Annotated in this window: 18 protein-coding genes; 11 read left to right on the forward strand and 7 right to left on the reverse strand. The window is 70.9% G+C overall.

Features of this window, described 5'->3' with window-relative positions:
* Positions 1–29: 29 nt before the first annotated feature.
* A complete protein-coding gene (locus AB0E67_RS03315) occupies positions 30–1,529 on the reverse strand; it encodes a ricin-type beta-trefoil lectin domain protein (protein WP_362020255.1) in 1,500 nt (499 codons plus the stop codon).
* A 136-nt stretch (positions 1,530–1,665) separates the two neighbouring features.
* On the opposite strand from AB0E67_RS03315, the gene AB0E67_RS03320 reads away from it, so the two are divergent.
* The 4 genes from AB0E67_RS03320 to AB0E67_RS03335 all read left to right on the forward strand — a co-directional run bounded on the left by AB0E67_RS03320 (position 1,666) and on the right by AB0E67_RS03335 (position 7,851).
* On the forward strand, positions 1,666–3,138 hold the full coding sequence (locus tag AB0E67_RS03320) for a class II fumarate hydratase (protein ID WP_362020258.1): 1,473 nt from the start codon (positions 1,666–1,668) through the stop codon (positions 3,136–3,138).
* Positions 3,139–3,209: 71 nt separating this feature from the next.
* Positions 3,210–3,920 carry a DUF402 domain-containing protein gene (locus AB0E67_RS03325; RefSeq protein ID WP_362020261.1) on the forward strand — a complete coding sequence of 237 codons (711 nt, stop codon included), beginning with the start codon at positions 3,210–3,212 and terminating at the stop codon, positions 3,918–3,920.
* A 371-nt stretch (positions 3,921–4,291) separates the two neighbouring features.
* On the forward strand, positions 4,292–6,211 hold the full coding sequence (locus AB0E67_RS03330; RefSeq protein ID WP_362020264.1) for a SpoIIE family protein phosphatase: 1,920 nt from the start codon (positions 4,292–4,294) through the stop codon (positions 6,209–6,211).
* A 170-nt stretch (positions 6,212–6,381) separates the two neighbouring features.
* The gene (locus tag AB0E67_RS03335; RefSeq protein ID WP_362020267.1) at positions 6,382–7,851 is read left to right on the forward strand and encodes a catalase; all 1,470 of its coding nucleotides are present in this window, start codon (positions 6,382–6,384) and stop codon (positions 7,849–7,851) included.
* Positions 7,852–7,958: 107 nt separating this feature from the next.
* Here the strand turns inward: AB0E67_RS03335 and AB0E67_RS03340 are convergent, their stop codons facing one another.
* Positions 7,959–10,208, reverse strand: a complete 2,250-nt coding sequence (locus AB0E67_RS03340; protein WP_362020269.1) for a transglycosylase domain-containing protein — start codon at positions 10,206–10,208, stop codon at positions 7,959–7,961.
* 220 nt (positions 10,209–10,428) lie between these two features.
* Between AB0E67_RS03340 and AB0E67_RS03345 the strand changes: the two genes are divergently transcribed.
* From AB0E67_RS03345 to AB0E67_RS03365, 5 genes are all read left to right on the forward strand, one after another.
* On the forward strand, positions 10,429–11,400 hold the full coding sequence (locus AB0E67_RS03345) for an SPFH domain-containing protein (protein WP_362020272.1): 972 nt from the start codon (positions 10,429–10,431) through the stop codon (positions 11,398–11,400).
* Complete coding sequence (locus tag AB0E67_RS03350) at positions 11,397–11,741, forward strand: hypothetical protein (RefSeq protein ID WP_362020274.1); 345 nt, start codon at positions 11,397–11,399, stop codon at positions 11,739–11,741. Before AB0E67_RS03345 ends, AB0E67_RS03350 begins: the two co-directional genes overlap by 4 nt.
* Positions 11,742–11,894: 153 nt before the next feature.
* Entirely contained in the window at positions 11,895–12,419 is a 525-nt protein-coding gene (locus AB0E67_RS03355; RefSeq protein WP_351517502.1) for a PadR family transcriptional regulator, read from the forward strand.
* Positions 12,416–13,102, forward strand: a complete 687-nt coding sequence (locus tag AB0E67_RS03360; RefSeq protein ID WP_362020277.1) for an ABC transporter ATP-binding protein — start codon at positions 12,416–12,418, stop codon at positions 13,100–13,102. Before AB0E67_RS03355 ends, AB0E67_RS03360 begins: the two co-directional genes overlap by 4 nt.
* Positions 13,099–15,504 (forward strand): FtsX-like permease family protein, encoded by a 2,406-nt coding sequence (locus tag AB0E67_RS03365; RefSeq protein WP_362020280.1) that lies wholly within the window; start codon positions 13,099–13,101, stop codon positions 15,502–15,504. Before AB0E67_RS03360 ends, AB0E67_RS03365 begins: the two co-directional genes overlap by 4 nt.
* 183 nt (positions 15,505–15,687) lie before the next feature.
* On the opposite strand, the gene AB0E67_RS03370 is transcribed toward AB0E67_RS03365, so the two are convergent.
* Positions 15,688–16,656, reverse strand: coding sequence for a hydrogen peroxide-inducible genes activator (locus tag AB0E67_RS03370; protein WP_362020283.1), 969 nt, complete (start codon positions 16,654–16,656; stop codon positions 15,688–15,690).
* A gap of 131 nt (positions 16,657–16,787) precedes the next feature.
* Here AB0E67_RS03370 and AB0E67_RS03375 point away from each other — a divergent pair, with 131 nt between their 5' ends.
* Together AB0E67_RS03375 and AB0E67_RS03380 are read left to right on the forward strand one after the other, a co-directional pair.
* The gene (locus AB0E67_RS03375) at positions 16,788–17,342 is read left to right on the forward strand and encodes a peroxiredoxin (RefSeq protein ID WP_073781724.1); all 555 of its coding nucleotides are present in this window, start codon (positions 16,788–16,790) and stop codon (positions 17,340–17,342) included.
* A gap of 12 nt (positions 17,343–17,354) precedes the next feature.
* A complete protein-coding gene (locus tag AB0E67_RS03380) occupies positions 17,355–17,888 on the forward strand; it encodes an alkyl hydroperoxide reductase (protein ID WP_351517498.1) in 534 nt (177 codons plus the stop codon).
* A 149-nt stretch (positions 17,889–18,037) separates the two neighbouring features.
* Here the strand turns inward: AB0E67_RS03380 and AB0E67_RS03385 are convergent, their stop codons facing one another.
* The 4 genes from AB0E67_RS03385 to AB0E67_RS03400 all read right to left on the reverse strand — a co-directional run bounded on the left by AB0E67_RS03385 (position 18,038) and on the right by AB0E67_RS03400 (position 23,271).
* Entirely contained in the window at positions 18,038–19,465 is a 1,428-nt protein-coding gene (locus tag AB0E67_RS03385) for an AI-2E family transporter (protein WP_362020286.1), read from the reverse strand.
* A 148-nt stretch (positions 19,466–19,613) separates the two neighbouring features.
* Positions 19,614–20,321 carry a lytic transglycosylase domain-containing protein gene (locus AB0E67_RS03390; protein ID WP_351517494.1) on the reverse strand — a complete coding sequence of 236 codons (708 nt, stop codon included), beginning with the start codon at positions 20,319–20,321 and terminating at the stop codon, positions 19,614–19,616.
* Positions 20,322–20,710: 389 nt separating this feature from the next.
* Entirely contained in the window at positions 20,711–22,033 is a 1,323-nt protein-coding gene (locus AB0E67_RS03395) for a PhoH family protein (protein ID WP_362020289.1), read from the reverse strand.
* Between the two features lie 476 nt (positions 22,034–22,509).
* Positions 22,510–23,271, reverse strand: a complete 762-nt coding sequence (locus AB0E67_RS03400; RefSeq protein WP_351517511.1) for an isoprenyl transferase — start codon at positions 23,269–23,271, stop codon at positions 22,510–22,512.
* Between the last annotated feature and the right edge of the window lie 159 nt (positions 23,272–23,430).

Here is a 23,430-nt window from a genome sequence, read left to right on the forward strand (position 1 = left end):
CCTCCCGCCGCTGTCATCGCGTCACGGCGTCACGCGAACCGCTGGTTCGCGCTCCCGTCGCAGTTCTGCAGCCGCAGCGTGTCCCTGGCCGACGCGAGCGTCAGGCAGAGCCCCGTCGCGGCGGCCGGGCGCAGGGTGCCCGCCTCCTCGACGAACCGCTGGTTGGCCGTGCCCGAGCAGTTCCACAGGATGAGCCGGGCGCCCGCCTTGTAGTCGGCGGCCGGCACGTCCAGGCAGCGGTCGTGGCTCAGCTCCGTGCGCAGGGTCTTCGTGCCGGAGTCGTACCACCAGCCCTGGTTGCGGCCGCCGTGGCACTCCCAGCCCGCGATCGTGGTGTCGTTGCGGGTCACCGAGGCGGGGACGTCCACGCAGGTCCCCGTGGCCCGGTTCTTGAGGGGCTCGAAGGCGTCGTCCCACGCCACCGGCTGGAGCGCCGGCTTCCCGGTGCTGGCCGGATCGGCGCAGCTCGCCTCGCGCAGGCCCGAGTCGTAGAGCTGGGTCAGGCAGGAGGCGAAGGCGGCGTGGCCGCGCGCGTTCGGGTGGAAGGACTGCCGGACGGAGTTGGCGTCCGGCGGGAAGTGCCCCAGGTCGATGTACAGACCGCGGGCCCAGGTGTCCTCGCTGCACACCTCGTGGCCGTGGAACAGCCGCGAGTTGTCGAGGTAGACGGCCCCGGTGTCGGCCGCGACCTTCCGCATGCCGCGCTCGAAGGCGGGCACGGCGACGTTGCGGCCCCAGGCGGCGTCGGAGTCGTAACCCGCGCAGCCGCCGGGCAGCTTGCCGGGGAAGTTCGGGTTGTCGTAGAAGTCGGGACCGATCGGGCTCGGGTATCCCATGACCACGAGCTTGTAGTCGTTGTCGCGGTACCCGGCACCGGACATGACGGTCCGCAGGTCGCGCACCGTCTTCTCGACCTTGGGGACGAGTCCGTCGACGCGCTGCTGCCAGCCGCCCTCGTACGTCGGCTGGCAGGTGCCCTTGGAGAGGATCCAGCGCTCGACGCAGTCGGTCATGACCGGGCCGAACTGGAGGTCGTCGTTGGCCCCGGCGACCAGCAGGATCATCTTGATACGGGTGTTGCGGGCCTTGACGGCGAGGTTGTCGCTCTGCACGAGTTCGTCGGCGTACTGCTTCGACCCGCCGATGACGATGTTGCCCGTGTACGCGCCCGAGCAGGCGACGTTGTAGGTGACGTCGGCCGCGATGCCGGTGCGGTGGATGGCGGAGTCGGGCGAGCGGTGACACCAGTTGTCGGGGCCGTTGGTGCCCGACTCGTACGTGCCGACGCCCTCGCCGGAGATCTCGCTGTCGCCGAGCGAGATCAGTCCGGTCTTGCGCTCGGCGAGGGGGCGCTCGGCCGGGTCGCCGTACAGCTTGACGGCCTCGGCGGCCCGGACGGCCTCCAGTTCCGGGGAGAGGGGGGTGGATGCGGTGGTGCCGGCGGCGGACCGGTCCGCCGCGCCCGCCGGCCCCGCCGCGACGGCCAGGCCGCCGAAAGCCGCCGCCATGGCCGCGGCGGTCGCGACCATGCGGCGGAGTGTGTGTCTGGTGCGCTGCACTGCGCCTCCCGGGGGTTGTTGTTACCCCGGGTATTTACTGGTCGGTAGCCGTCTTGGGAATAGACGGAACAAGATAAGTGCTCACCTTCTTCAGGAGGTTGCATTCATGGACGACGCACAGACCCCGGCACCGGACCCCGCGCGGGCGCCCGCGCAAAGCCCCTCGGGGAGGGCCGCGCAGGCCCCCGCCGACGGCACCGACTTCCGCGTCGAGCACGACTCGATGGGCGAGGTGAGGGTGCCCGCGGACGCCAAGTGGCGGGCCCAGACGCAGCGCGCGGTGGAGAACTTCCCGGTCTCCGGGCAACGCCTGGAACGGGCCCACATCGAGGCCCTGGCCCGGATCAAGGCGGCCGCCGCCGAGGTCAACGCCGAGCTGGGCGTGCTCGACCCGGACATCGCCCGGGCCGTCCGGGAGGCCGCCGAGGAGGTCGCCGAGGGGCGCTGGGACGCGCATTTCCCGGTCGACGTCTTCCAGACCGGGTCCGGCACCTCGTCCAACATGAACACCAACGAGGTCGTGGCCACCCTCGCCACCGAGCGCCTGGGCCGCCCGGTCCATCCGAACGACCACGTCAACGCCTCGCAGTCGTCCAACGACGTCTTCCCCTCCTCCATCCACATCGCCGCGACCGCCGCCGTCACGCACGACCTCGTCCCGGCCCTGGACCACCTCGCCACCGCGCTGGAGCGCAAGGCCGCCGAGTTCGCGACGGTCGTGAAGTCGGGGCGCACCCATCTCATGGACGCCACGCCCGTCACCCTGGGACAGGAGTTCGGCGGCTACGCGGCACAGATCCGGTACGGGATCGAACGGCTGCGCGCCTCCCTTCCCCGCCTCGCCGAGCTGCCGCTGGGTGGCACGGCCGTCGGCACCGGCATCAACACCCCGCCCGGCTTCTCCGCCGCCGTCATCGCCGAGGTCGCCCGTGTCACCGGGCTGCCGCTCACCGAGGCCCGCAACCACTTCGAGGCGCAGGGGGCGCGGGACGCCCTCGTGGAGACCTCGGGCCAGCTGCGCACCATCGCCGTCTCGCTCACCAAGATCTCCAACGACCTGCGCTGGATGTCCTCCGGGCCGCGCACCGGCCTCGCCGAGATCGCCCTGCCCGATCTCCAGCCGGGTTCGTCGATCATGCCGGGGAAGGTGAATCCGGTCGTCCCCGAGGCCGTCCTGATGGTCGCCGCCCAGGTGACGGGGAACGACACGACGGTCGCCGTCGCGGGCGCGGCGGGCAACTTCGAGCTGAACGTCATGCTCCCGGTCATCGCGAAGAACCTGCTGGAATCGGTCCGGCTGCTGGCCAACGCCTCGCGGCTGCTCGCGGACCGCACGGTCGACGGGATCACCGCGAACGTGGAGCGGGCCAGGGAGTACGCCGAGTCCTCGCCGTCCGTCGTCACCCCGCTCAACAAGTACATCGGCTACGAGGAGGCGGCGAAGGTCGCCAAGAAGTCCCTGGCCGAGCGCCGGACGATCCGCGAGGTGGTGCTGGAGTCGGGCTACGTCGAGCGGGGCGACCTGACGGTGGAGCAGCTCGACGAGGCCCTGGACGTACTGCGCATGACCCGTCCGTGAGGTCCGCGGCAAAGGGGTCCGTCGCGTCTTCGAGAAGGGCCGGCGACGGGCGGCACCTCTAAGATCTGCCCATGGCAGGCACCGGATACAACGAGCACTGGGCGCCGGGGGACCAGATCCTGTGGCGCTACCGCGGCAACGTCCCACCGCCGCGGGACGGGAACGGGGACGGCGCAACGGACCGCGTTCCCGGGCCGGTCCACATCTGCCGCCCCGTCACCGTCGTGCAGGACACCGACGAACTGCTGGCGGTGTGGGTGGCACCCGGCACCGAGTGCGTGAAGCCGGTCCTGACGGACGGCACCGACGTGCACGACGAACCGCTCGCCACCCGCTACACCGCCCCGCGCACCACCGCGCGCTCGCCCTGGCTCGGCAATGGTGTGCTGAAACTCGCCCGTCCGGGTGAACCCTGGTCGATCTGGCTGTTCTGGGAGGGCGGCTGGCAGTTCCGCAGCTGGTACGTGAACCTGGAGGAGCCGCGCACCCGCTGGGCGGGCGGCATCGACTCCGAGGACCACTTTCTCGACATCTCCGTCTACCCGGACCGCAGCTGGGTCTGGCGCGACGAGGACGAGTTCGCCCAGGCGCAGCGGGTCGGGCTGCTGGCCCCCGGGACCGCGCGACGGGTGCGGGAGGCGGGTCTGGCCGCCGTCGAGGTGATCCGGGACTGGGGCACGCCGTTCCGTGACGGCTGGGAACACTGGCGGCCGGATCCGGGCTGGCGGGTTCCGGCCCTCCCGGATGACTGGGACCGTACCCCCACGCACATGGCGTCATGAGACCCTTGTCGCACCCCAGGGGGGCAACCGTAGGATCGTCCTCCGAAGTGCCGCACGGCTCCAACCGGAGCGCGCGGCACCGGACCTGACCACAAGTCACCGCACGGGCATCACGCACTGCATGAGCTGTATGGGCCACATCAGTCGTATGAATCGTATGAGCCACTACGAGGGGGTGGAGACGTGCCCGGTGTCGCCCGCCCCGTCGCCGGAAACGTTGTCACCGGACCACTCCACGGGTATCCGGTTTCGGCCCCTCGTTCGGGGGCATCCGGTGACAGCCGTTGTTTTCGCCGCTCTTGCCGGGGCAAAGTAGCGCCCCACGAGGTGATTGCCTCATACAACCGGCCCGGACGGACGGAATCCCACGCGTGACGGAGCATCCCACCTCCCACGAAGGCCGGCAGCCTCTCGCCGCGCGGCCGCAGGAACGCACCCGGCCGCGGCAGCAGGACGCCGCGCCGGCCGCCTCCCATGCCTCCGCCGCGATCCCCGGCCCGGCCGCCGCACCGGGCTCGGCCGGGAATCCGGTGGCCGCCGCGGCGGCCGGACCCGACCCGCAGGCCGCCGCCCGCCGCGAGGGCGACCGGCTGCGTTTCGTCGGGGCCGCCACCCGGCGGATCGCCCGCGGCATCGACCTCGACGAGATCGTGCTGGGGCTGTGCCGGGCCAGCGTGCCGACGTTCTCCGACGCCATACTGGTCTATCTCCGCGACCCGCTGCCGGTCGGTGACGAGCGGCCGGTCTCCCCGTTCGTGCTGCGGCTGCGCCGCTCGGACCGGCTGCGGCTGCACGAGGACGAGACCGACACCCCGTCCGAGATCGAGCGGCTGCGCCTGCCGGTCGTCGACCCGCACGGCGATCTGCCGCCCGCGGCCGAGCTGTGCGAGGTCCGCTCGGGCGGCGCGCTGGCCGAGGTGCTGCGCGGGGTGCGGCCGGTCTTCGGGGACTCCGCGGCGGCCCGCGCGGCGCTTCCCGAGCTGCTGGGCGCCGACCGGTCCGTTCCCACCGGGCATCGTGCGATCCTGGCCCCGCTGCGCGGCCGACGGCGGGTGATCGGCGCCGCCGTCTTCCTGCGCGGCGCGGAACGGCCGGCCTTCGAGTCCAACGACCTGCTGGTCGCGGCCCAGCTCGCCACGCACACCGCGCTCGGCATCGACAAGGCCGTGCTGTACGGGCGCGAGGCGTACATCGCCGACGAGCTCCAGCGCACCATGCTGCCCGACTCGCTGCCGCAGCCGACCGGCGTCCGCCTCGCCTCCCGCTATCTCCCGGCCGCCGAGACGGCCCGGGTCGGCGGCGACTGGTACGACGCGATCCCGCTGCCCGGCAGCAGGGTCGCCCTGGTCGTCGGCGACGTCATGGGCCATTCCATGACCTCCGCGGCGATCATGGGGCAGCTGCGCACCACCGCGCAGACCCTGGCCCAGCTCGACCTGCCGCCGCAGGAGGTGCTGCACCACCTCGACGAACAGGCGCAGCGCCTCGGCAGCGACCGCATGGCCACCTGCATGTACGCGGTGTACGACCCCGTCGCGCACCGCATCACCATCGCCAACGCCGGGCATCCGCCGCCCGTCCTGCTGCACCTGGGCGGCCGCGCCGAGGTGCTGAAGGTGCCGCCCGGCGCCCCGATCGGCGTCGGAGGGGTGGACTTCGAGGCGGTCGAACTGGACGCGCCGGCGGGTGCCACCTTGCTCCTGTACACGGACGGTCTGGTGGAGTCCCGGCTGCGGGACGTCTGGACCGGCATCGAGATGCTGCGCGAACGGCTCGCCGCCACCGCCCGGCTGACCGGCCCGGACCACTCGCCGCCGCTGGAGGCGCTGTGCGACGACGTCCTGGACATGCTCGGTCCAGGTGACCGGGACGACGACATCGCGCTGCTCGCCGCCCGGTTCGACGGCATCGCGCCCAGCGACGTCGCCTACTGGCACCTGGAACCGGAGGAGACCGCCCCGGGACGGGCCCGCAGGCTGGCCCGGCGGGCGCTGAGCCGGTGGGGGCTCGATGAGCTGTCCGAGTCGGTGGAGCTGCTGGTCAGCGAGGTGGTCACCAACGCGGTCCGTTACGCGGAGCGACCGGTGACGCTGCGGCTGCTGCGCACCGACTTCCTGCGCTGCGAGGTCGGGGACGACGCCCCGCAGTTGCCCCGGCAGCGCCGGGCCCGGGACATGGACGAGGGCGGGCGCGGCCTGTTCCTGGTGAACCGACTGGCCAGACGGTGGGGAGCGACACGGCTGTCGACCGGCAAGGTGGTCTGGTTCGAGATGCCGGCCCGGAACCCGTAGGACGCGATCCGGAACTGCGGGCCGCGCGGCCCGCGGTTCCGGGCGGACGGCCGGGCGCGGAGAGCCCTGCACGGACGGTAGCGAAATGTTGCCGACCTCCTGTCGGCAGAGTTGACTTCAGTCGTGGACAAGGCGACCTGAACGAAGCCCCCACCGACGGGAGGACGCTCGTGTCCGACGAAACGAAGACCAGGAACACCCCCTACACCACGAACAACGCCGGAATCCCGGTGGAGAGCGACGAGCATTCGCTCACCGTGGGCTCCGACGGTCCGATCCTGCTGCAGGACCACTACCTCATCGAGAAGATGGCCCAGTTCAACCGGGAACGGGTCCCCGAGCGGGTGGTCCACGCCAAGGGCTCGGGCGCCTACGGCTTCTTCGAGGTGACCAACGACATCAGCCAGTTCACCAAGGCCGACCTCTTCCAACCGGGCAAGCGGACCGCGATGCTCGCCCGCTTCTCCACGGTCGCCGGTGAGCAGGGCTCCCCCGACACCTGGCGAGACCCGCGCGGGTTCGCCCTGAAGTTCTACACGGAGCATGGCAACTACGACATGGTCGGCAACAACACGCCGATCTTCTTCGTACGCGATCCGATGAAGTTCCAGGACTTCATCCGCTCGCAGAAGCGCCGCCCGGACAGCGCGGTGCGCGACCACGACATGCAGTGGGACTTCTGGACGCTCTCCCCCGAGTCCGCGCACATGGTGACGTGGCTGATGGGCGACCGGGGCATCCCGAAGACCTACCGCCAGATGAACGGCTACAGCTCGCACACCTATATGTGGGTGAACGCGGGCGGCGAGCGGTTCTGGGTCAAGTACCGCTTCAAGACCGACCAGGGCATCGACTTCTACACGCAGGACGAGGCCGACCGGATGGCCGGGGTCGACGGCGACGTCCACCGCCGCGACCTGTACGAGTCGATCAAGCGCGGTGACCACCCGAGCTGGACGCTGTACGTCCAGATCATGCCGTTCGACGACGCCCCGGACTACCGGTTCAACCCGTTCGACCTCACGAAGGTCTGGCCGCACGCCGACTACCCGGAGATCGAGGTCGGCCGGATGACGCTGAACGAGAACCCGGAGGATTTCTTCGTCCACATCGAGCAGGCGTCCTTCGAGCCGTCGAACCTGGTGCCGGGCATCGGTCCGTCGCCCGACAAGATGCTGCTCGGCCGGCTGTTCTCGTACCCGGACACGCACCGCTACCGGATCGGCCCGAACTACGCGCAACTGCCCCCGAACCGCCCCCGGTTCGGCCGCAACTCCTACGCGAAGGACGGCCCCATGCGGTACGAGCCCGCGCGCACCGGAGCGGTCTACGCGCCGAACTCGTACGGCGGTCCGGCCGCGGACACCGAGCGCTTCGGCGACCCGGCGGGCTGGGCCACGGCGGGCGAGATGGTGCACGAGGCGTACAAGCTGCACAGCGAGGACGACGACTGGGGCCAGGCGGGCACGATGGTGCGCAAGGTCCTGGACGACGCCGCCCGCGACCGGCTGGTGTCCAACATCTCCGGCCATCTGCTGGAGGGCGTGAGCGCCCCGGTCCTGGAGCGCGCGCTCCAGTACTGGCGCAACGTGGACAAGGACCTCGGCGACCGGGTCGCCAAGAAGGTCGACGACGGCTGATTCCCCCGTCCGCCGGACGAAGGAGCACGGCACGAGAAAGGCATGGGGCGGGGGCGGCACCCGATGGCGCCGCCCCCGCCCCGTGCCGTCACGGCCGGTTCACCCGCTCATCGGGCGGGCGGGTTGTTGCCGACGACGTTGTTGGCGCCGTTGTCACCCGGCCGGCCCGGGTCCGGGCCCTCACCGCCCGGCAGGCCCGGGGTCTCGCTCGGCGGCACCTCCGGCGACTGGCTCGGCGGCGGCACGTCGGGCGTCTCGGCCGGCGGCGGCTCCGTGGTGCGGCTCGGGTCCTGCTCCGGCGGGTTCGGATCCCGGGTCGGCGACTGTGTCGGACTCTCCGGCGCCGACGGCGTGTTCGACGGGGTCTGCCGCACGGTCGACTCGCCGCGTTCGACGTCCTCCAGGTCGAACTTCGCGTCGGAGCCGCCGTTCAGCGCGGCCAGCGTGTAGTCCGCCCAGATCTGCGCCGGGAAGCCGCCACCGTTGGCCCGGCCGGCGTTGGCGGTGCCGGTGAGGCTGACCTGGGCACCGCCCTGCGGGTTCTCGCCGAACAGCGCGACGACCGTGGTGAGCTCGGGGGTGTAGCCCGCGAACAGGGCGGCCTTGTTCTCCTCCGCGGTACCCGTCTTGCCCGCCGCGTCGTAGGCCGTGGTGTTGGCCTCGTGACCGGAGCCCTCGTCCACGACGCCCCGCAGGACCGAGGTCACGGTGTCGGCGGACTTGCGGCTGATCGCCTGCTCGCCGATGCCCTGGACCGGCTCGTACGTCCGGCTGCTGTGCTTGGCGGACTTCACGATGAAGGGGTTGACCTTCTTGCCGTGGTTGTCGAGCGTGGCGTAGACGCCCGCCATGTCCCAGGTGGAGGCGTTCATCGTGCCGAGCGTGATGGCGGGGCGCTCGGGGAAGTTCTTGTCGGGCACACCGAGCGCCAGCGCGGTCTTCTTCGCCTCCGCCGGGCCGACGTCCACGACCATCTGCGCGAAGACCGAGTTGATCGACTTGTTCATGGCCTTCTGCACGGTGACGTCGCCGTAGCTGACGTCGTCCTCGTTCTGCGGGGCGAACGGGGTGCTGCTGCCCACGACGGGCCGCTTGCTGGTGCCGTCGTACCGGGTGTTGACGCCGATCAGGTCGCCGTTCTGGGTCTTCGCCCCGTTCTCCAGCGCGGAGGCGAACACCAGCGGCTTGAACGTGGAGGCGGGCTGGTAGTCCTGGCGGGTGGCGTTGGACCGGTAGTGCTTGACGTAGTCCACCCCACCGTAGAGGGCGACGACCGCGCCGGACTTCGGGTCGACGGAGGTCGCGCCCGCCTGGACGGTCGCGTCGACCTTGTTGCCCTTGCGGTCGAGCTTGGACTCCAGCCGCTGGTCGACGGCCTTCTCCAGCTCCTTCTGACGCTTCTTGTCGATGCTGAGGGTGAACGTCCAGCCGCCGGCCTGCCGCACCTCCTCCGTGATGCCCTGCTTGTCGAGCTCCTGGTTGGCGGCCTCGACCAGGTAACCGGTCTGGCCCTCCATGCCGGGGGCGGGCTTGGGCTTCATCGGGACGGGGAACTTCAGGGTGTCGCGCTTCGCCTTGTCGAGCCAGTGCATCTCGACCATGTTGTCGAGCGTGTAGTCCCAGCGCTCCCGGACGAGCTTCTTGCCGGTCGGCGTGGCGGTCGCCCAGTCGTACTGGCTGGGGGCCTGGAGCAGCGAGGCCAGATAGGCACCCTGGGCGACGTTCAGGTCCTTGGCGTCGACCCCGTAGTACGCCTGGGCCGCGGCCTGGATGCCGCTGGCGCCGCGCCCGTAGAAGGCGGTGTTGATGTACCCGGCGAGGATGTCCTTCTTGTCCATCTTCTGGTCGATCTTGAGAGCGATCACCAGTTCCTGGAGCTTGCGGCTGACCGTCGGCTCCTGCGACAGGTAGTAGTTCTTCACGTACTGCTGGGTGATGGTCGAGCCGCCCTGCTTGCCCTTGCCCATGAGCGTGTTCAGGATGCCGCGCGTGGTGCCCTTCAGGTCGATGCCCTGGTCGTCGTAGAACGTCTTGTTCTCGGCGGCGACGAAGGTGTACTGCACGTCCTTGGGGACCTCGGAGAGGTCCACGTTCTGACGGTTGACCCCGTCGCCGGTACGGGTCAGCAGGCTGCCGTCGCTGTAGCGGTAGACGTTGCTCTGCCGCTCCGCCAGCGCGTTGGCCTTGGGTATGTCCACGTACAGGTAGAGCCCCACGCAGGCGCCCATGACCAGCAGGCAGAGCCCGAAGAAGGCGCCCAGCATCTTCCGCCAGGTGAAGAGTCCGCGTATGCCGCTCCTCTTCGGCGCCCGCCGCGCTCCGCGCCGCTGGGCTCGTCGCGCATCCGCTCGACCCATCGCTGTTCCGCTCCTGTTTCTCCGCTCGACCGGACGGTCGGCTCGACTCAGCTAACACCGTCCACACGGACGGAAAGCAAGCGATGCGGACTTTTCCGGACGTGACAATCAGCACGCGCTCTCTAGGGAACCGACTCACGAGAGGCTCCCAGGGTTGCGAAAGCAGAAAATGTGTTATCACATTGATCACACATTGAATGCCTAGACACGGGGGGATCCCATGACCGACCGAAGCACCGGACACACGGTGTCCGCGCCGGCCACCGACCTCGCGCCGGACGCTCCGCAGCTGCCCGATCCGCAGGTGAGGGAGGTGACGGCGCACAGCATCCCCGGTGGACTCGGTCTGCTGCTGACCGTGCTGGGGGTGTTCGCCGGTATCGCCCTCGTGATCGTCGGCGTCGTCGTCGGCTCGAACGGGAGCGACGCCGCGGGGGCCCTGATCATCGTCCTCGGACTCCTGCTCGCCATCGCCTCGTTCTTCTGCATGACGGGCGTGAAGATGGTCGCACCGGGCGAGGCAAGGGTCATCCAGCTGTTCGGCCGGTACGTCGGCACGATCCGCACCGACGGACTGCGCTGGATCAACCCGCTCACCAGCAGCCAGAAGATCTCCACCCGAGTGCGCAACCACGAGACCGCGGTCCTGAAGGTCAACGACGCCTACGGCAATCCGATCGAGCTCGCCGCGATCGTCGTCTGGAAGGTCGAGGACACCGCGCAGGCGCTGTTCGAGGTCGACGACTTCCTGGAGTTCGTCGCCACCCAGACCGAGGCGGCCGTGCGGCACATCGCGATCGAGTACCCGTACGACGCGCACGAGGAGGACGGCCTCTCGCTGCGGGGCAACGCCGAGGAGATCACCGAGAAGCTGGCCGCGGAGCTCACCGCCCGGGTGCGGGCCGCCGGCGTGCGGATCATCGAGTCGCGCTTCAGCCATCTCGCGTACGCACCCGAGATCGCCTCCGCGATGCTCCAGCGCCAGCAGGCGGGCGCGGTCGTCGCGGCCCGGCAGCAGATCGTGGAGGGCGCCGTCGGCATGGTCGAGATGGCGCTGACCCGCATCGCCGAACAGGACATCGTCGAGCTGGACTCGGAGCGGAATGCGGCCATGGTCAGCAATCTGATGGTGGTGCTGTGCGGCGACCGGGCCGCACAGCCGGTCCTCAACACGGGCACCCTCTACCAGTGACGGACGAGACCCCCGGACCTCCGGAGCCCTCGGAGCCGCCCGGCCCCCCGGGACCGGCCGGCTCCCCCGGGCCTCCGGAGCGGTCTTCGAACCCGTCCGGGCCCTCCGGCTCCCCGGCACGCCGGACACCGCCGCGGCGCAAGCAGACGCTGCTGCGGCTGGACCCCGCGGTGCACGACGCGCTGGCCCGCTGGGCCTCCGACGAACTGCGCAGCGCCAACGCCCAGATCGAGTTCCTGCTGCGCAAGGCGCTGGCGGAGGCGGGCCGTTTGCCGGGCACGGCCCGCCCGATCCCGCGCCGGGGACGCCCGCCCAAGCCCCCGGAGCGGGAGCGGGAGTAGGGAGTAGGGGCATCGCACCCCATCGACGGCGGGGCCCGGAGCGGACGGAACCCGCTCCGGGCCCCGCCGTCGGCCGTCCCCCGTCTTCGCCCTCCGCCCTCGCCTCCACCCGCATATAAACCCGATGTATACACAGCGTGTACAGTGCTCCGCATGTCTATCGGCCACACCCTGCTCGGACTCCTGGAGTCCGGCCCCCGCCACGGCTACGACCTCAAGCGCACGTTCGACGAGAAGTTCGGCCACGACCGGCCCCTGCACTACGGCCAGGTCTACTCGACCATGTCCCGGCTGCTGAAGAACGGCCTCGTGGAGGTCGACGGCATCGAGAGCGGCAGCGGACCCGAGCGCAAGCGCTACGCCATCACCGAGGCCGGGATCACCGACGTCGACGCCTGGCTCGCCCGGCCGGAGCAGCCCGAGCCGTACCTCCAGTCGACGCTCTACACCAAGGTCGTCCTGGCCCTGCTCACCGGCCGCAGCGCCGAGGCCCTGCTGGACACCCAGCGGACCGAGCACCTGCGGCTCATGCGCGCCCTCACCGACCGCAAGCGCCGCGGCGACCTCGCCGACCAGCTGATCTGCGACCACGCACTCTTCCACCTGGAAGCCGATCTGCGCTGGCTCGAACTGACCGCCGTCCGGCTGGACCGGCTGGCCGAGGAGGTCCGGCCATGACCCCCGACGGTTCCCTGCTCGCCGCCGACGGCCTGTACAAGTCCTACGGCTCCACCCCGGCGCTCGACGGCGCCTCGTTCTCCATCCACCCCGGCGAGGTCGTCGCCGTGATGGGCCCCTCCGGCTCCGGCAAGTCCACCCTGCTGCACTGCCTCGCCGGCATCGTCACCCCCGACCGGGGCACGATCACCTACGCGGGCCGCGCGCTCACCGCGATGTCCGACGCCGAACGCAGCGCCCTGCGCCGCACCGAGTTCGGCTTCGTCTTCCAGTTCGGCCAGCTCGTCCCGGAGCTGACCTGTGTGGAGAACGTCGCCCTGCCGCTCCGGCTGGCCGGCGCCGGGCGCAAGGAGGCCGAGCGCACCGCCCTCCACTGGCTGGAACGCCTGGAGGTGGACACGGTCGGCGCCAAGCGCCCCGGCGAGGTCTCCGGCGGTCAGGGCCAACGCGTCGCCGTGGCCCGCGCACTGGCCGCCTCCCCCAAGGTGATCTTCGCCGACGAGCCGACCGGCGCCCTGGACTCGCTCAACGGCGAACGGGTCATGGAACTGCTCACCGAGGCCGCCCGGTCCACCAATGCCGCCGTGGTCCTGGTGACCCACGAGGCCCGCGTCGCCGCGTACTCCGACCGCGACGTCACCGTGCGCGACGGGCGGACCCGCGATCTGGAGCACGCCGCATGACCCTGCCCGACCGCGGGAAGGCACCGGCCGCGGCCCCGCCCCGGCCCGCCACGACCGCGCCCACCGGCATCGCCGCACTGCTGCGCGACCTCGGCCTCGGCATCCGGTTCGCCGTCGGCGGCGGGCGGGAGGGCTGGGCCCGCACCGTACTGACCGCGGTCGGCGTCGGTCTCGGGGTGGCCCTGCTCCTGACCGCCGCCTCCGCACCGCACCTGCTCCAGGAACGCCACACGCGCAGCGCCGCCCGCGCCGAGAGCGTCGCCGCCGGCGGCCCCGGCGTCCCGGCCGAGAAGTCGGACACCTCGGTCCTGCGGATCGGCACGGAGACCGAGTTCCGCGGCCACGTCGTCGAGGGCTACCTGATGCGCGCGGACGGCGCGCACCCGGTGCTCCCGCCGGGCGTCGCGCGCTTCCCCGGCGCGGACGAGATGGTGGCCTCCCCCGCGCTGAAGAAACTGCTGGACTCCCCGGAGGGCGCCCTCCTCAAGGAACGGCTGCCGTACCGGATCACCGGCACGATCGCCGACCCCGGCCTGGTCTCGCCGGGAGACCTGTTCTACTACGCGGGCAGCGACACCCTGACCGCCGCCGACGGCGGTCACCGGATCGCCGGTTACGGCGACCCGGGGCTGGGCGAGAACATGCCGCCCGTCCTCATCGTGCTGGTCGTCATGATCTACGTGGTGCTGCTGGTGCCGGTCGCGATCTTCATCGCGACGGCGGTGCGGTTCGGCGGCGACCGCCGCGACCGCCGGCTCGCCGCGCTCCGCCTGGTCGGCACGGACATCCGGATGACCCGCCGGATCGCGGCCGGCGAGGCCCTGTTCGGGGCGCTGCTCGGCCTGTTGACCGGTGCGGCGATCTTCCTGACGGGGCGCCGGCTCGCCGGGCACGTGGAAGTGTGGGACGTCAGCGCCTTCCCGGCCGACCTGGTGCCCGATCCGTTGCTGACGGCGCTGGTCGTCGTCGCCGTTCCGGTGGCGGCCGTACTGGTCACGCTGGCCGCCCTGCGCTCGGTGGTGATCGAACCGCTCGGTGTCGTGCGCAACGGCCGCGGCCGCGGGCGCCGGCTCTGGTGGCGGCTGCTGGTGCCGGTCGCGGGTCTGGCGGTGCTCGGGCTGACCGGCAAGGTCGACCCGTACTCCCCGGTCGATCCGTACCCGATCGCGGGCGGTGCCGTGCTGGTCCTGGTCGGGCTCGCGCTGCTGCTGCCCTGGCTGGTCGGGGCGTGCGTGAACCGGTTGCACGGCGGCCCGGTGCCCTGGCAGCTCGCCACCCGCAGGCTCCAGCTGAGCAGCGGGGCCGCCGCCCGCGCGGTCAGCGGCATCACGGTCGCGGTCGCGGGCGCGGTGGCGCTGCAGATGCTGTTCGCCGCGGTGGGCGACGAGTTCACCAGGATGACCGGACAGGACCCGTCACGGGCCCAGTTCTACACGTTCTCCGAGAAGGTCGGTCCTCAGGCGGCCACCCGGACCATCGAGGAGTTCAGGGCCACCAAGGGAGTCGAGGCCGTCATCGGCAAGGTCGAGGTGTACGTCACCCGGCCCGGCAGGTACGCCGACGACGACGTCCAGCCGACCACCGGTCTCGTCGTCGGCGACTGCGGGACCCTGCGCGAACTGGCCCGGATCGACTCCTGCGAGGACGGCGACACCTTCGTGGTCCACCCCCGGAACGACAAGAAGATGTCCGACTGGGTCGACCGGACGGCCCGCAAGGGCAAGGAGGTCGAGATCGGCACGGAGCTCGGCCGGAAGGCGACGCGGTGGACCCTGCCCGCCGACTCCCGGACGGTCGTCGCCCGCCGCAGCCCGCTGGGGGAGGACTCCACGGGCATCATGGCCACCACCGGCGCGCTCGACCCGAGCAAGCTGCCGGGCGCGACGACCACCGCGCAGATCCGGGTGGACGAGAGCGTCGAGGACGTCGCGGAGCACGTACGGAACACGGCGGCCAGGATCGACCCCGCGATGAGGGTCACGACCCTGACGTCGGTGGCCCGCGACAAGAAGTACGCCAGTGTGCAGCGCGGTCTCCAGGTCGGCGCGACCGTGACCCTGCTGCTGATCGCCGCCGCGATGCTGGTCTCGCAGCTGGAGCAGCTGCGGGAGCGCAAGCGCCTGCTGTCGGTGCTGGTCGCCTTCGGCACCCGCCGCACGACGCTCGCCTGGTCGGTCCTCTGGCAGACGGCCGTTCCCGTGCTCATCGGCGTCACGGTCGCGGTCGCGGGCGGCGTCGGCCTGGGCGCCGTGCTGGTCCGCATGATCGGCATGCGAGTGACCGACTGGTGGCTGTTCCTGCCGCTGGCGGGGGCGGGCGCGGGACTCGTCCTGCTCGTCACCCTGCTGTCGCTGCCGCCACTGTGGCGCATGATGCGGCCGGACGGCCTGCGTACGGAGTGACGGCGTCCGCGCGGCGCCGTGAAGGGTGCGGCCGCCCGGCCGCCGGGGCGCGGTTCCCGGTCCGCCGGGGAGCCGCGCCCCTTCTCCGTACGGCCGTCCCCGCACGACAGCTCCGCCGTACACTGCTCTCCCGCACGACCGCCCCGTACGGCAGCTCTCTCGTGACGACCGCTCTCCGTACGGCTACGTCCCCGCCGTCACCCGCACCGGAAGCGTCCGCATCGCCTCGCGCAGCGCGACCGCGAACTCCTCGAACTCCTCGTGCCGCGCGGCGCCCGTACGCATCCCCAGCGCCACCCGGCGCGAGGGCGCGGGCTCCGCGAAGTACCCGGTGGCCAGCGCGTCGTTGCGGCCGGTCTCGACCGTCACCGCGGTACGCGGCAGCAGCGTCACCCCGAGGCCGCCGGCCACCAGCTGCACCAGCGTGGAGAGCCCGGCCGCGGACGTGGTGACCGCCGCGCCCTCCGCGCGCCCCGCCTCCCGGCATATGTCGAGCGCCTGGTCACGCAGGCAGTGCCCCTCGTCGAGCAGCAGCAGCGGCAGCTCGCGCAGTGCCTCGCGCGGAATGTCGGCGCGTCCGCCCAGCGAGTGGTCCCGCTCCGTGACCAGCACGAAGTCCTCGTCGAAGAGCGGGAGTTCGCTCACCCCCGGCACCCCGAGCGGCACGGCGAGCAGCAGCAGATCCAGCCGTCCGGCGGCCAGCCCCTCCAACAGCGAGGAGGTCTGCTCCTCGTGCACCTGGAGGTCGAGCTCTGGATAGCGGTCGTGGACCAGGCGCAGCACGGTCGGCAGCAGATACGGGGCGACGGTGGGGATCACGCCGAGTCTGAGCACTCCGGTGAAGGGGGCCCGGACCGCCTCGGCCTCCTCCATCAGTTCGCCGACCGCGTCCAGCACCGCCCGCGCCCGGACCGCGAGCCGCTCCCCCGCCGACGAGAGCAGTACCTTGCGCGTCGTACGCTCGATGAGCTGCACGCCCAGCGCGTCCTCCAGCGCCGACACGGCCCCGGAGAGGGCCGGCTGGCTCATCCCGATGGCCGCCGCGGCGTCCCTGAAGTGCAGATGCTCCGCGACGGCCGCGAAGGCCCGCAGCTGCGACAGGCTGGGCTGTTTCGTCCGGTGCCCCTGGCCGCCGTGATTACTTCGCGCCACTGATAGGCACCTCCGATCATCACGACCGATTGTAGCTATTTCCACTATCAATGCACTCTGTGCCAAGGTGGTGATCGTCCAACCCTCAGGAACTCCCCTGACCCGGGAGTTCCACGCTGCAAGGAGAGCGCGTGCTCACTGTCGGTGACAAGTTCCCCGAGTTCGACCTGACCGCCTGTGTCTCGCTGGAGAAGGGCAAGGAGTTCGAGCAGATCAACCACAAGACCTACGAGGGCAAGTGGAAGATCGTCTTCGCGTGGCCGAAGGACTTCACCTTCGTGTGCCCCACCGAGATCGCCGCCTTCGGCAAGCTGAACGACGAGTTCGCCGACCGTGACGCCCAGGTCCTCGGCTTCTCCGGTGACTCCGAGTTCGTGCACCACGCCTGGCGCAAGGACCACCCGGACCTGACCGACCTGCCCTTCCCGATGCTGGCCGACTCGAAGCACGAGCTCATGCGCGCGCTCGGCATCGAGGGCGAGGACGGCTTCGCCCAGCGCGCCGTCTTCATCGTCGACCAGAACAACGAGATCCAGTTCACGATGGTGACCGCCGGTTCCGTGGGCCGTAACCCCAAGGAGGTCCTGCGGGTCCTCGACGCCCTGCAGACCGACGAGCTGTGCCCGTGCAACTGGTCCAAGGGCGACGACACCCTCGACCCGGTCGCGCTCCTCGCGGGCGAGTGAGCTGACAGCGCCATGGCACTCGACGAACTGAAGGCCGCCGTCCCTGACTTCGCCAAGGACCTGAAGCTGAACCTCGGTTCGGTCATCGGGAACAGCGGTCTCCCGCAGCAGCAGCTGTGGGGCACCGTCCTCGCCTGCGCGATCGCCTCGCGCTCGCCGAGGGTGCTGCGCGAGCTGGAGCCGGAGGCGAAGGCCAACCTCTCCGCGGAGGCGTACTCCGCCGCGAAGTCGGCCGCCGCCATCATGGCGATGAACAACGTCTTCTACCGGACCCGGCACCTGCTGTCGGACCCCGAGTACGGGACGCTGCGCGCGGGTCTGCGGATGAACGTCATCGGCAACCCCGGTGTGGAGAAGACCGACTTCGAACTGTGGTCGCTCGCCGTCTCCGCGATCAACGGCTGTGGCCAGTGCCTGGACTCCCACGAGCAGGTGCTGCGCAAGGCCGGCGTGGACCGTGAGACGATCCAGGAAGCCTTCAAGATCGCTGCGGTGATCCAGGCGGTCGGCGTGACCCTCGATGCCGAGGCCGTGCTCGCCGAGTAGGACCGGCACCGCCCCTGGCACGGGAAGAGCCCCGAGGACGACCGACCGTCCCCGGGGCTCTTCCCGTGCGTCCCGCGCCGCTCCTCCTGCTGCCTCGCTTCCCGCTTCGCATTTCCCGCAGGAGGTTCCCCGGCACCGGTCGCCGCCGCTCACGGCCCGTCGGCGCCGTGCTTCCCGCCACCGCCGTTCCCGGCGTCGCCGTCCCGGCCCTCGGGCGGTGGGCCCGGCGCGGGTGTGGGAGCGATGTCCAGCGCGGTCGCCCCGCGCGGCGGCGGGGAGTGCCGCAGTGCCTCCTCCTGCCCGTAGGCGCGCAGATAGCCGACCACCGTGTTGGTGACCGCGACCAGCGGCACCGCGACGACCGCTCCCCCGATGCCCGCGACCATGCCGCCGGCCGCGACGGACAGGACGACGGCGAGCGGATGCACGCGCACCGCGCGCCCCAGGATGAACGGCTGCAGTACGTGGCCCTCGATCTGTTGCACCGCGAGCACCACGGCCAGCACCATCAGCGCCGTGAACACGCCCTCGGTGACCAGCGCCACGACCACCGCGAGCGCCCCGGAGATCACCGCGCCGACCAGCGGGATGAAGGCGAAGAGGAAGATGAACACGGCGATCGGCACAGCCATCGGCACATTGAGGAACCAGATCCCCAGCCCGATGAAGATCGCGTCGATCATCGCCACTATGACCGTGCCCCGCACATAGGCGGTCAGCGTCCGCCAGGCCCGCGGCCCGGCCCCGGCGAAGCCCGGACGGGCCTGGGCGGGCACCAGCTTGAGCACCCACTGCCAGATGCGCTTCCCGTCGTACAGCAGGAAGAGCGTCGAGAACATCGCCAGCAGCGTCCCGGTCAGGAACTCCACCATCACGGTGACGCCCTGCAGCCCGGCGGAGGTGATCTCCTCGGTGTTGGTGCCGATGGTGTCGCTGAGGTTCTTCGCGACATCGTTGATCTGCTGCTCGGTGACGTGGAACGGACTGTCGAGCAGCCAGTGCTTCAGTTCCTCGATCCCCGCCCGCACCTTGTCGGAGAGGGTGTCGAGGTTGTCCATCACCTGCCAGACCACGAACCAGCCGACCAGGCCGATGATGACGAAGCCCAGGACCGCGGTGACCGCGGTGGCGAGACCACGCGGCAGCCCGCGCCGCTTCAGCCAGGCGACGGTGGGCTGGAGCATCGCGGTGACGAGCAGTGCGGCGACGAACGCCAGCACCACCAGCTGCACGGTGCTGATGACCTTCGCCAGCACCCAGAGTGTGCCCGCCAGGACGAGCAGCCGCCAGCCCGCCTCGGCGGCGACCCGCATGCTCCAGGGGATCGCCGCGACCGGATCGGGCCGGGCGGCGACCGACGGGGCGTACGTGGGCGGGGGCGGCACATGGTCGGCGGGTTCACGCCGGACCGCGTCGTCCGGTACGAACGCACTCGTCATCGGCGGCCCGACCGGCGCGCCCTCGTCAGCCATGGCGACCTCGCCCCCCTCGGCCCCGGCCGTGCGCCGTTCCAGCCGCTCGCCCAGTGCGGTCAGTTCCGTGCCAAGGCGGCCGAGCCACCCCGGAAGTCTCGACATGATCGTTTCTCTTCCCCCCGCTCCCTCTCCCCGCCACGCGCCGCGCTCCCGCGCCCGCCCGGCCGTCCGGACCCGACCGTACACGCGCGAAGCCCCTCACCGTAGGACGGTGAGGGGCTTCGGAAGGTTGAGATCCCGGTACCGGAACTCAGTACCAGTGGTTGGCCTGCCAGAACGACCAGGCGCCGCAGGGACTGCCGTAACGGCCGTCCATGTAGCTGAGACCCCACTTGATCTGGGTGGCCGGGTTGGTCTGCCAGTCGGCGCCGGCGGAGGACATCTTCGAGCCGGGCAGCGCCTGCACGAGACCGTAGGCACCGGAGGACGGGTTGCTCGCCCGGTAGTTCCAGGTGGACTCGTGGTTCACGATGTTGCTGAAGCACTGGAACTGGTCGGCGGGCACGATCTGCCGCGCGATCGCCTGGACCTGGGCCACGGTGTACGAGCTCTGCTGGGCGAACGTGGCCGTGCTGCGCACCTCGGAACGGCTGGCGCGCTCGGCTTCCTTCGCCTTCTTCGCCTGGCGTTCCTGCTCCAGCTTCGCCTCGGCCGCCTGCTTCTTCGTCTTGGCGTCCTTGGCGGCCTGGATACGGGCCGCTTCCTCTGCGGACTTCTTCGCCGCCGCGTCGGCCGCGGACGCCTGGGCGTCGGCCTGCTGCGTGAGCGAGGCGGTCTGCACCTGGGCCTGCTGACCGGCGGGGATGTCTGCGAGCAGCGTGGTGTCGGCTGCGGTCGCCTCGAAGTTGTTGTCGTCGGCAGCGGGAGTGCTGCCCGAGGCAACGCCTACGACGGCGCCGACGGTGGTGACCGCGGTGGCCGATGCCACTGCGAACCCCCGGACCGAGATCCGGCTCACACGGTTTCCTTCCAGCATCGCCCGCTTAGGTGACCTCGCGGGCGCAATCGTGCCCCTGGCACTGGCCTCCCTACTGCTTGGGTCACGGGAGGCACGGGCCCGGTGGGCGCCCCGGAGCGGGAGCGCCGCGTGGTACTCGCGGGCGGCATACGGCTGACGGTTGTTGAGTTGTGTGGTGCATGGCACCTCTGGAGGTGCGGGTGTGCCGTATGCGGGGCCTGACGGAAGCAAGACTTTGCCGGAACGTCACGCCAGGAAGCAATTCTCCGTTGCGTGGGAAAGCTCACACCTCGTTTGGAGCAAGTGATTTACGGAAAAGCCACCGCAGCACGATGCCGCCCGGCTAAGCTGCTGCGCTCGCCGGGCGGCACCAACTGTTGTATCCCGTATCAGATCTGGCCTTCCTCCAGCATTTCGGTCACCAGTGCGGCGATCGGGGAACGCTCGGAACGGCTGAGCGTGACATGCGCGAAGAGCGGATGTCCCTTCAGCTTCTCGACCACGGCGACGACTCCGTCGTACCGGCCGACCCTCAGGTTGTCCCGCTGGGCCACGTCATGTGTGAGGACCACGCGGGAATTAGCCCCGATCCGCGACAACACGGTCAGAAGGACGTTTCGTTCCAGGGACTGCGCCTCGTCGACGATCACGAAGGAGTCGTGCAGCGAGCGGCCCCGGATGTGGGTGAGCGGCAGGATCTCCAGCATCCCCCGCCCCAGCACCTCCTCGATCACCTCGCGCCCGGCGACCGCGGACAGGGTGTCGAAGACGGCCTGCGCCCAGGGACTCATCTTCTCGGCCTCGGTGCCGGGGAGATAGCCCAGCTCCTGCCCGCCGACCGCGTACAGCGGGCGGAAGACCATCACCTTCTGGTGCTGCCTGCGTTCCAGCACGGCTTCGAGACCGGCGCAGAGCGCCAGCGCCGACTTGCCGGTGCCGGCCCGGCCACCCAGCGACACGATGCCGACGTCCTGGTCGAGGAGGAGGTCGAGCGCGATGCGCTGCTCGGCGCTGCGGCCGTGGATGCCGAAGACCTCGCGGTCGCCGCGCACCAGGCGGATGTTCCCGTCGGCGGTGACCCGGCCGAGGGCCTTGCCGCGCTCGGACTGGAGAACCAGCCCGGTGTGCACCGGCAGGTCCGCCACCTCGGGGACGTACAGCGTCTCCTCCCCGTAGAGCAGGTCCACCTGGTCGGCGGCCAGGGGCAGTTCCGACATGCCCGTCCAGCCCGAGTCGGTGATGGCCAGCTCGGCACGGTACTCCTCGGCGAGGAGCCCGACCGAGGACGCCTTGATGCGCAGCGGCAGGTCCTTCGACACGACCGTGACGTCGTATCCCTCGGCCTGGAGGTTGCGCGCGACCGCCAGGATCCGTGAGTCGTTGTCACCCAACCGGTAGCCGGCGGGCAGCACGCCGGGGTCGGAGTGGTTGAGCTCGACGCGCAGCGTCCCGCCCAGGTCCCCCAGCGGGATGGGGTCGTCCAGGCGGCCGTACCTGGTCCGCAGGTCGTCCAGCCGGCGCAGGGCCTGCCGGGCGAAGTACCCCAGCTCCGGGTGGTGCCTCTTGGCCTCCAGTTCCGTGACCACCACGATCGGGAGCACGACCTCGTGCTCGTCGAACCGGGCCATGGCGTTGGGATCGGCCAGCAGGACGCTGGTGTCGAGAACGTAGGTGCGCCTGTCGGACATGCGGCGCTTTGTGCTGGTCACCACGGAAGGACGTACCCCCTCGGACGAGGTTGGGGTGGACGGCGTCGCGGAACATCCCTATGGGAGAGGACGGACCGGGCTGCGGCCCCGATGCACGGGCCGAGCACCGGCCCTCCGCGTCGGACGCACTGTGTACGGTCCTTCGTGTGCAAAGGGCCTCCCGGGCGAGCGGACTCCATGCCGCTCACTTGGACACGACGTCCGCCTTGCCTGCGACCGGACGTCGACCTGCCAGAGGTATTCCCTCGAACACGCGAAGCCATGCCGCGCCGTGGGCGCGGGCGGGCCGGGTGAGGTGTCCCGGGCATGTGACGGCCCGGCTGTGCGGTGCCGCTGTCCGGGGCATATGACATCCCGGCAGGTGGTGTCTCGGCGAATGCCGTCCCCGCAGATGGCGTCCCCCGCGGGTGACGTCTTTGCGGGGTGCCGTCCCCCGCTGGCGGTGTTCCGGGCGCGGCGGTGCCCCGCGCCGTGCGGGGTCAGCCGCCGAAGCGGCGGTGGCGGGCCGCGTAGTCGCGCAGGGCGCGCAGGAAGTCGACGCGGCGGAAGGCCGGCCAGAAGACCTCGCAGAAGTAGTACTCGGAGTGGGCGCTCTGCCAGAGCATGAAGCCGGACAGCCGCTGCTCGCCGCTGGTGCGGATGACCAGGTCGGGGTCGGGCTGGCCCCGGGTGTAGAGGTGCTCGGAGATCAGGTCGGTGGAGACGATCTCCGCGAGCTCCTCGAAGGAGGTGCCCTTGTCCGAGTGCTCCAGCAGCAGCGAGCGGACCGCGTCCGCGATCTCCTGGCGCCCGCCGTAGCCGACGGCGACGTTGACCAGTATTCCGTCGACGCCGAGGGTGGCCTGTTCGGCCTCCTTGAGGACGGTCTGGGTGTGCGCGGGCAGCAGGTCGAGCGTGCCGACGTGGTGGACGCGCCAGCGGCCGTCCGCGGCGAGGTCGCGCACGGTGTTCTCGATGATGCGAAGGAGCGGGGTCAGCTCGGACTCGGGCCGGTCGAAGTTGTCCGTGGACAGGAGCCAGAGAGTGACGACCTCCACATCGGTCTCGCTGCACCAGCCGAGCAGTTCCTGGATCTTGTCGGCCCCGGCCTGGTGCCCCTGCGCGGCCGTGCCGCCGGACGCCTTCGCCCAGCGCCGGTTGCCGTCGAGGATGACGCCGATGTGCTTGGGCACCTGGGTGTGGTCGAGGCGGGCCTCCACCCGGCGCGCATAGAGCCTGTACACCAGGTCGCGCAAGTTCACTGAGTTCACCTCTCGGTTCCATGCGGGCCCGCCCGCCCCGTCGACCGGGGTCCGGGGTCGCCTCTCTGGGGATCGCCGCACCGCCCCGCAAAGTCCATCGCTCCGCGCGTGCCCTCGCTGTCCCCGGGACCGCAACATTACTGCGCGGGCGGCAGACCG

Origin of the sequence: Streptomyces sp. NPDC032161 (assembly GCF_040636995.1) — a bacterium.
In the GTDB taxonomy this organism is placed as follows: Bacteria; Actinomycetota; Actinomycetes; order Streptomycetales; family Streptomycetaceae; genus Streptomyces.

Bases quoted from the DNA above. Each gene is read 5' to 3' on its own strand.
- AB0E67_RS03355 (WP_351517502.1), top strand. From the start codon at position 11,895: ATGTCTATCGGCCACACCCTGCTCGGACTCCTGGAGTCCGGCCCCCGC.
- AB0E67_RS03345 (WP_362020272.1), top strand. From the start codon at position 10,429: ATGACCGACCGAAGCACCGGACACACGGTGTCCGCGCCGGCCACCGAC.
- AB0E67_RS03320 (WP_362020258.1), top strand. From the start codon at position 1,666: ATGGACGACGCACAGACCCCGGCACCGGACCCCGCGCGGGCGCCCGCG.
- AB0E67_RS03380 (WP_351517498.1), top strand. From the start codon at position 17,355: ATGGCACTCGACGAACTGAAGGCCGCCGTCCCTGACTTCGCCAAGGAC.
- AB0E67_RS03385 (WP_362020286.1), bottom strand. From the start codon at position 19,465: ATGTCGAGACTTCCGGGGTGGCTCGGCCGCCTTGGCACGGAACTGACC.
- AB0E67_RS03360 (WP_362020277.1), top strand. From the start codon at position 12,416: ATGACCCCCGACGGTTCCCTGCTCGCCGCCGACGGCCTGTACAAGTCC.
- AB0E67_RS03315 (WP_362020255.1), bottom strand. From the start codon at position 1,529: ATGGTCGCGACCGCCGCGGCCATGGCGGCGGCTTTCGGCGGCCTGGCC.
- AB0E67_RS03340 (WP_362020269.1), bottom strand. From the start codon at position 10,208: ATGGGTCGAGCGGATGCGCGACGAGCCCAGCGGCGCGGAGCGCGGCGG.
- AB0E67_RS03325 (WP_362020261.1), top strand. From the start codon at position 3,210: ATGGCAGGCACCGGATACAACGAGCACTGGGCGCCGGGGGACCAGATC.
- AB0E67_RS03365 (WP_362020280.1), top strand. From the start codon at position 13,099: ATGACCCTGCCCGACCGCGGGAAGGCACCGGCCGCGGCCCCGCCCCGG.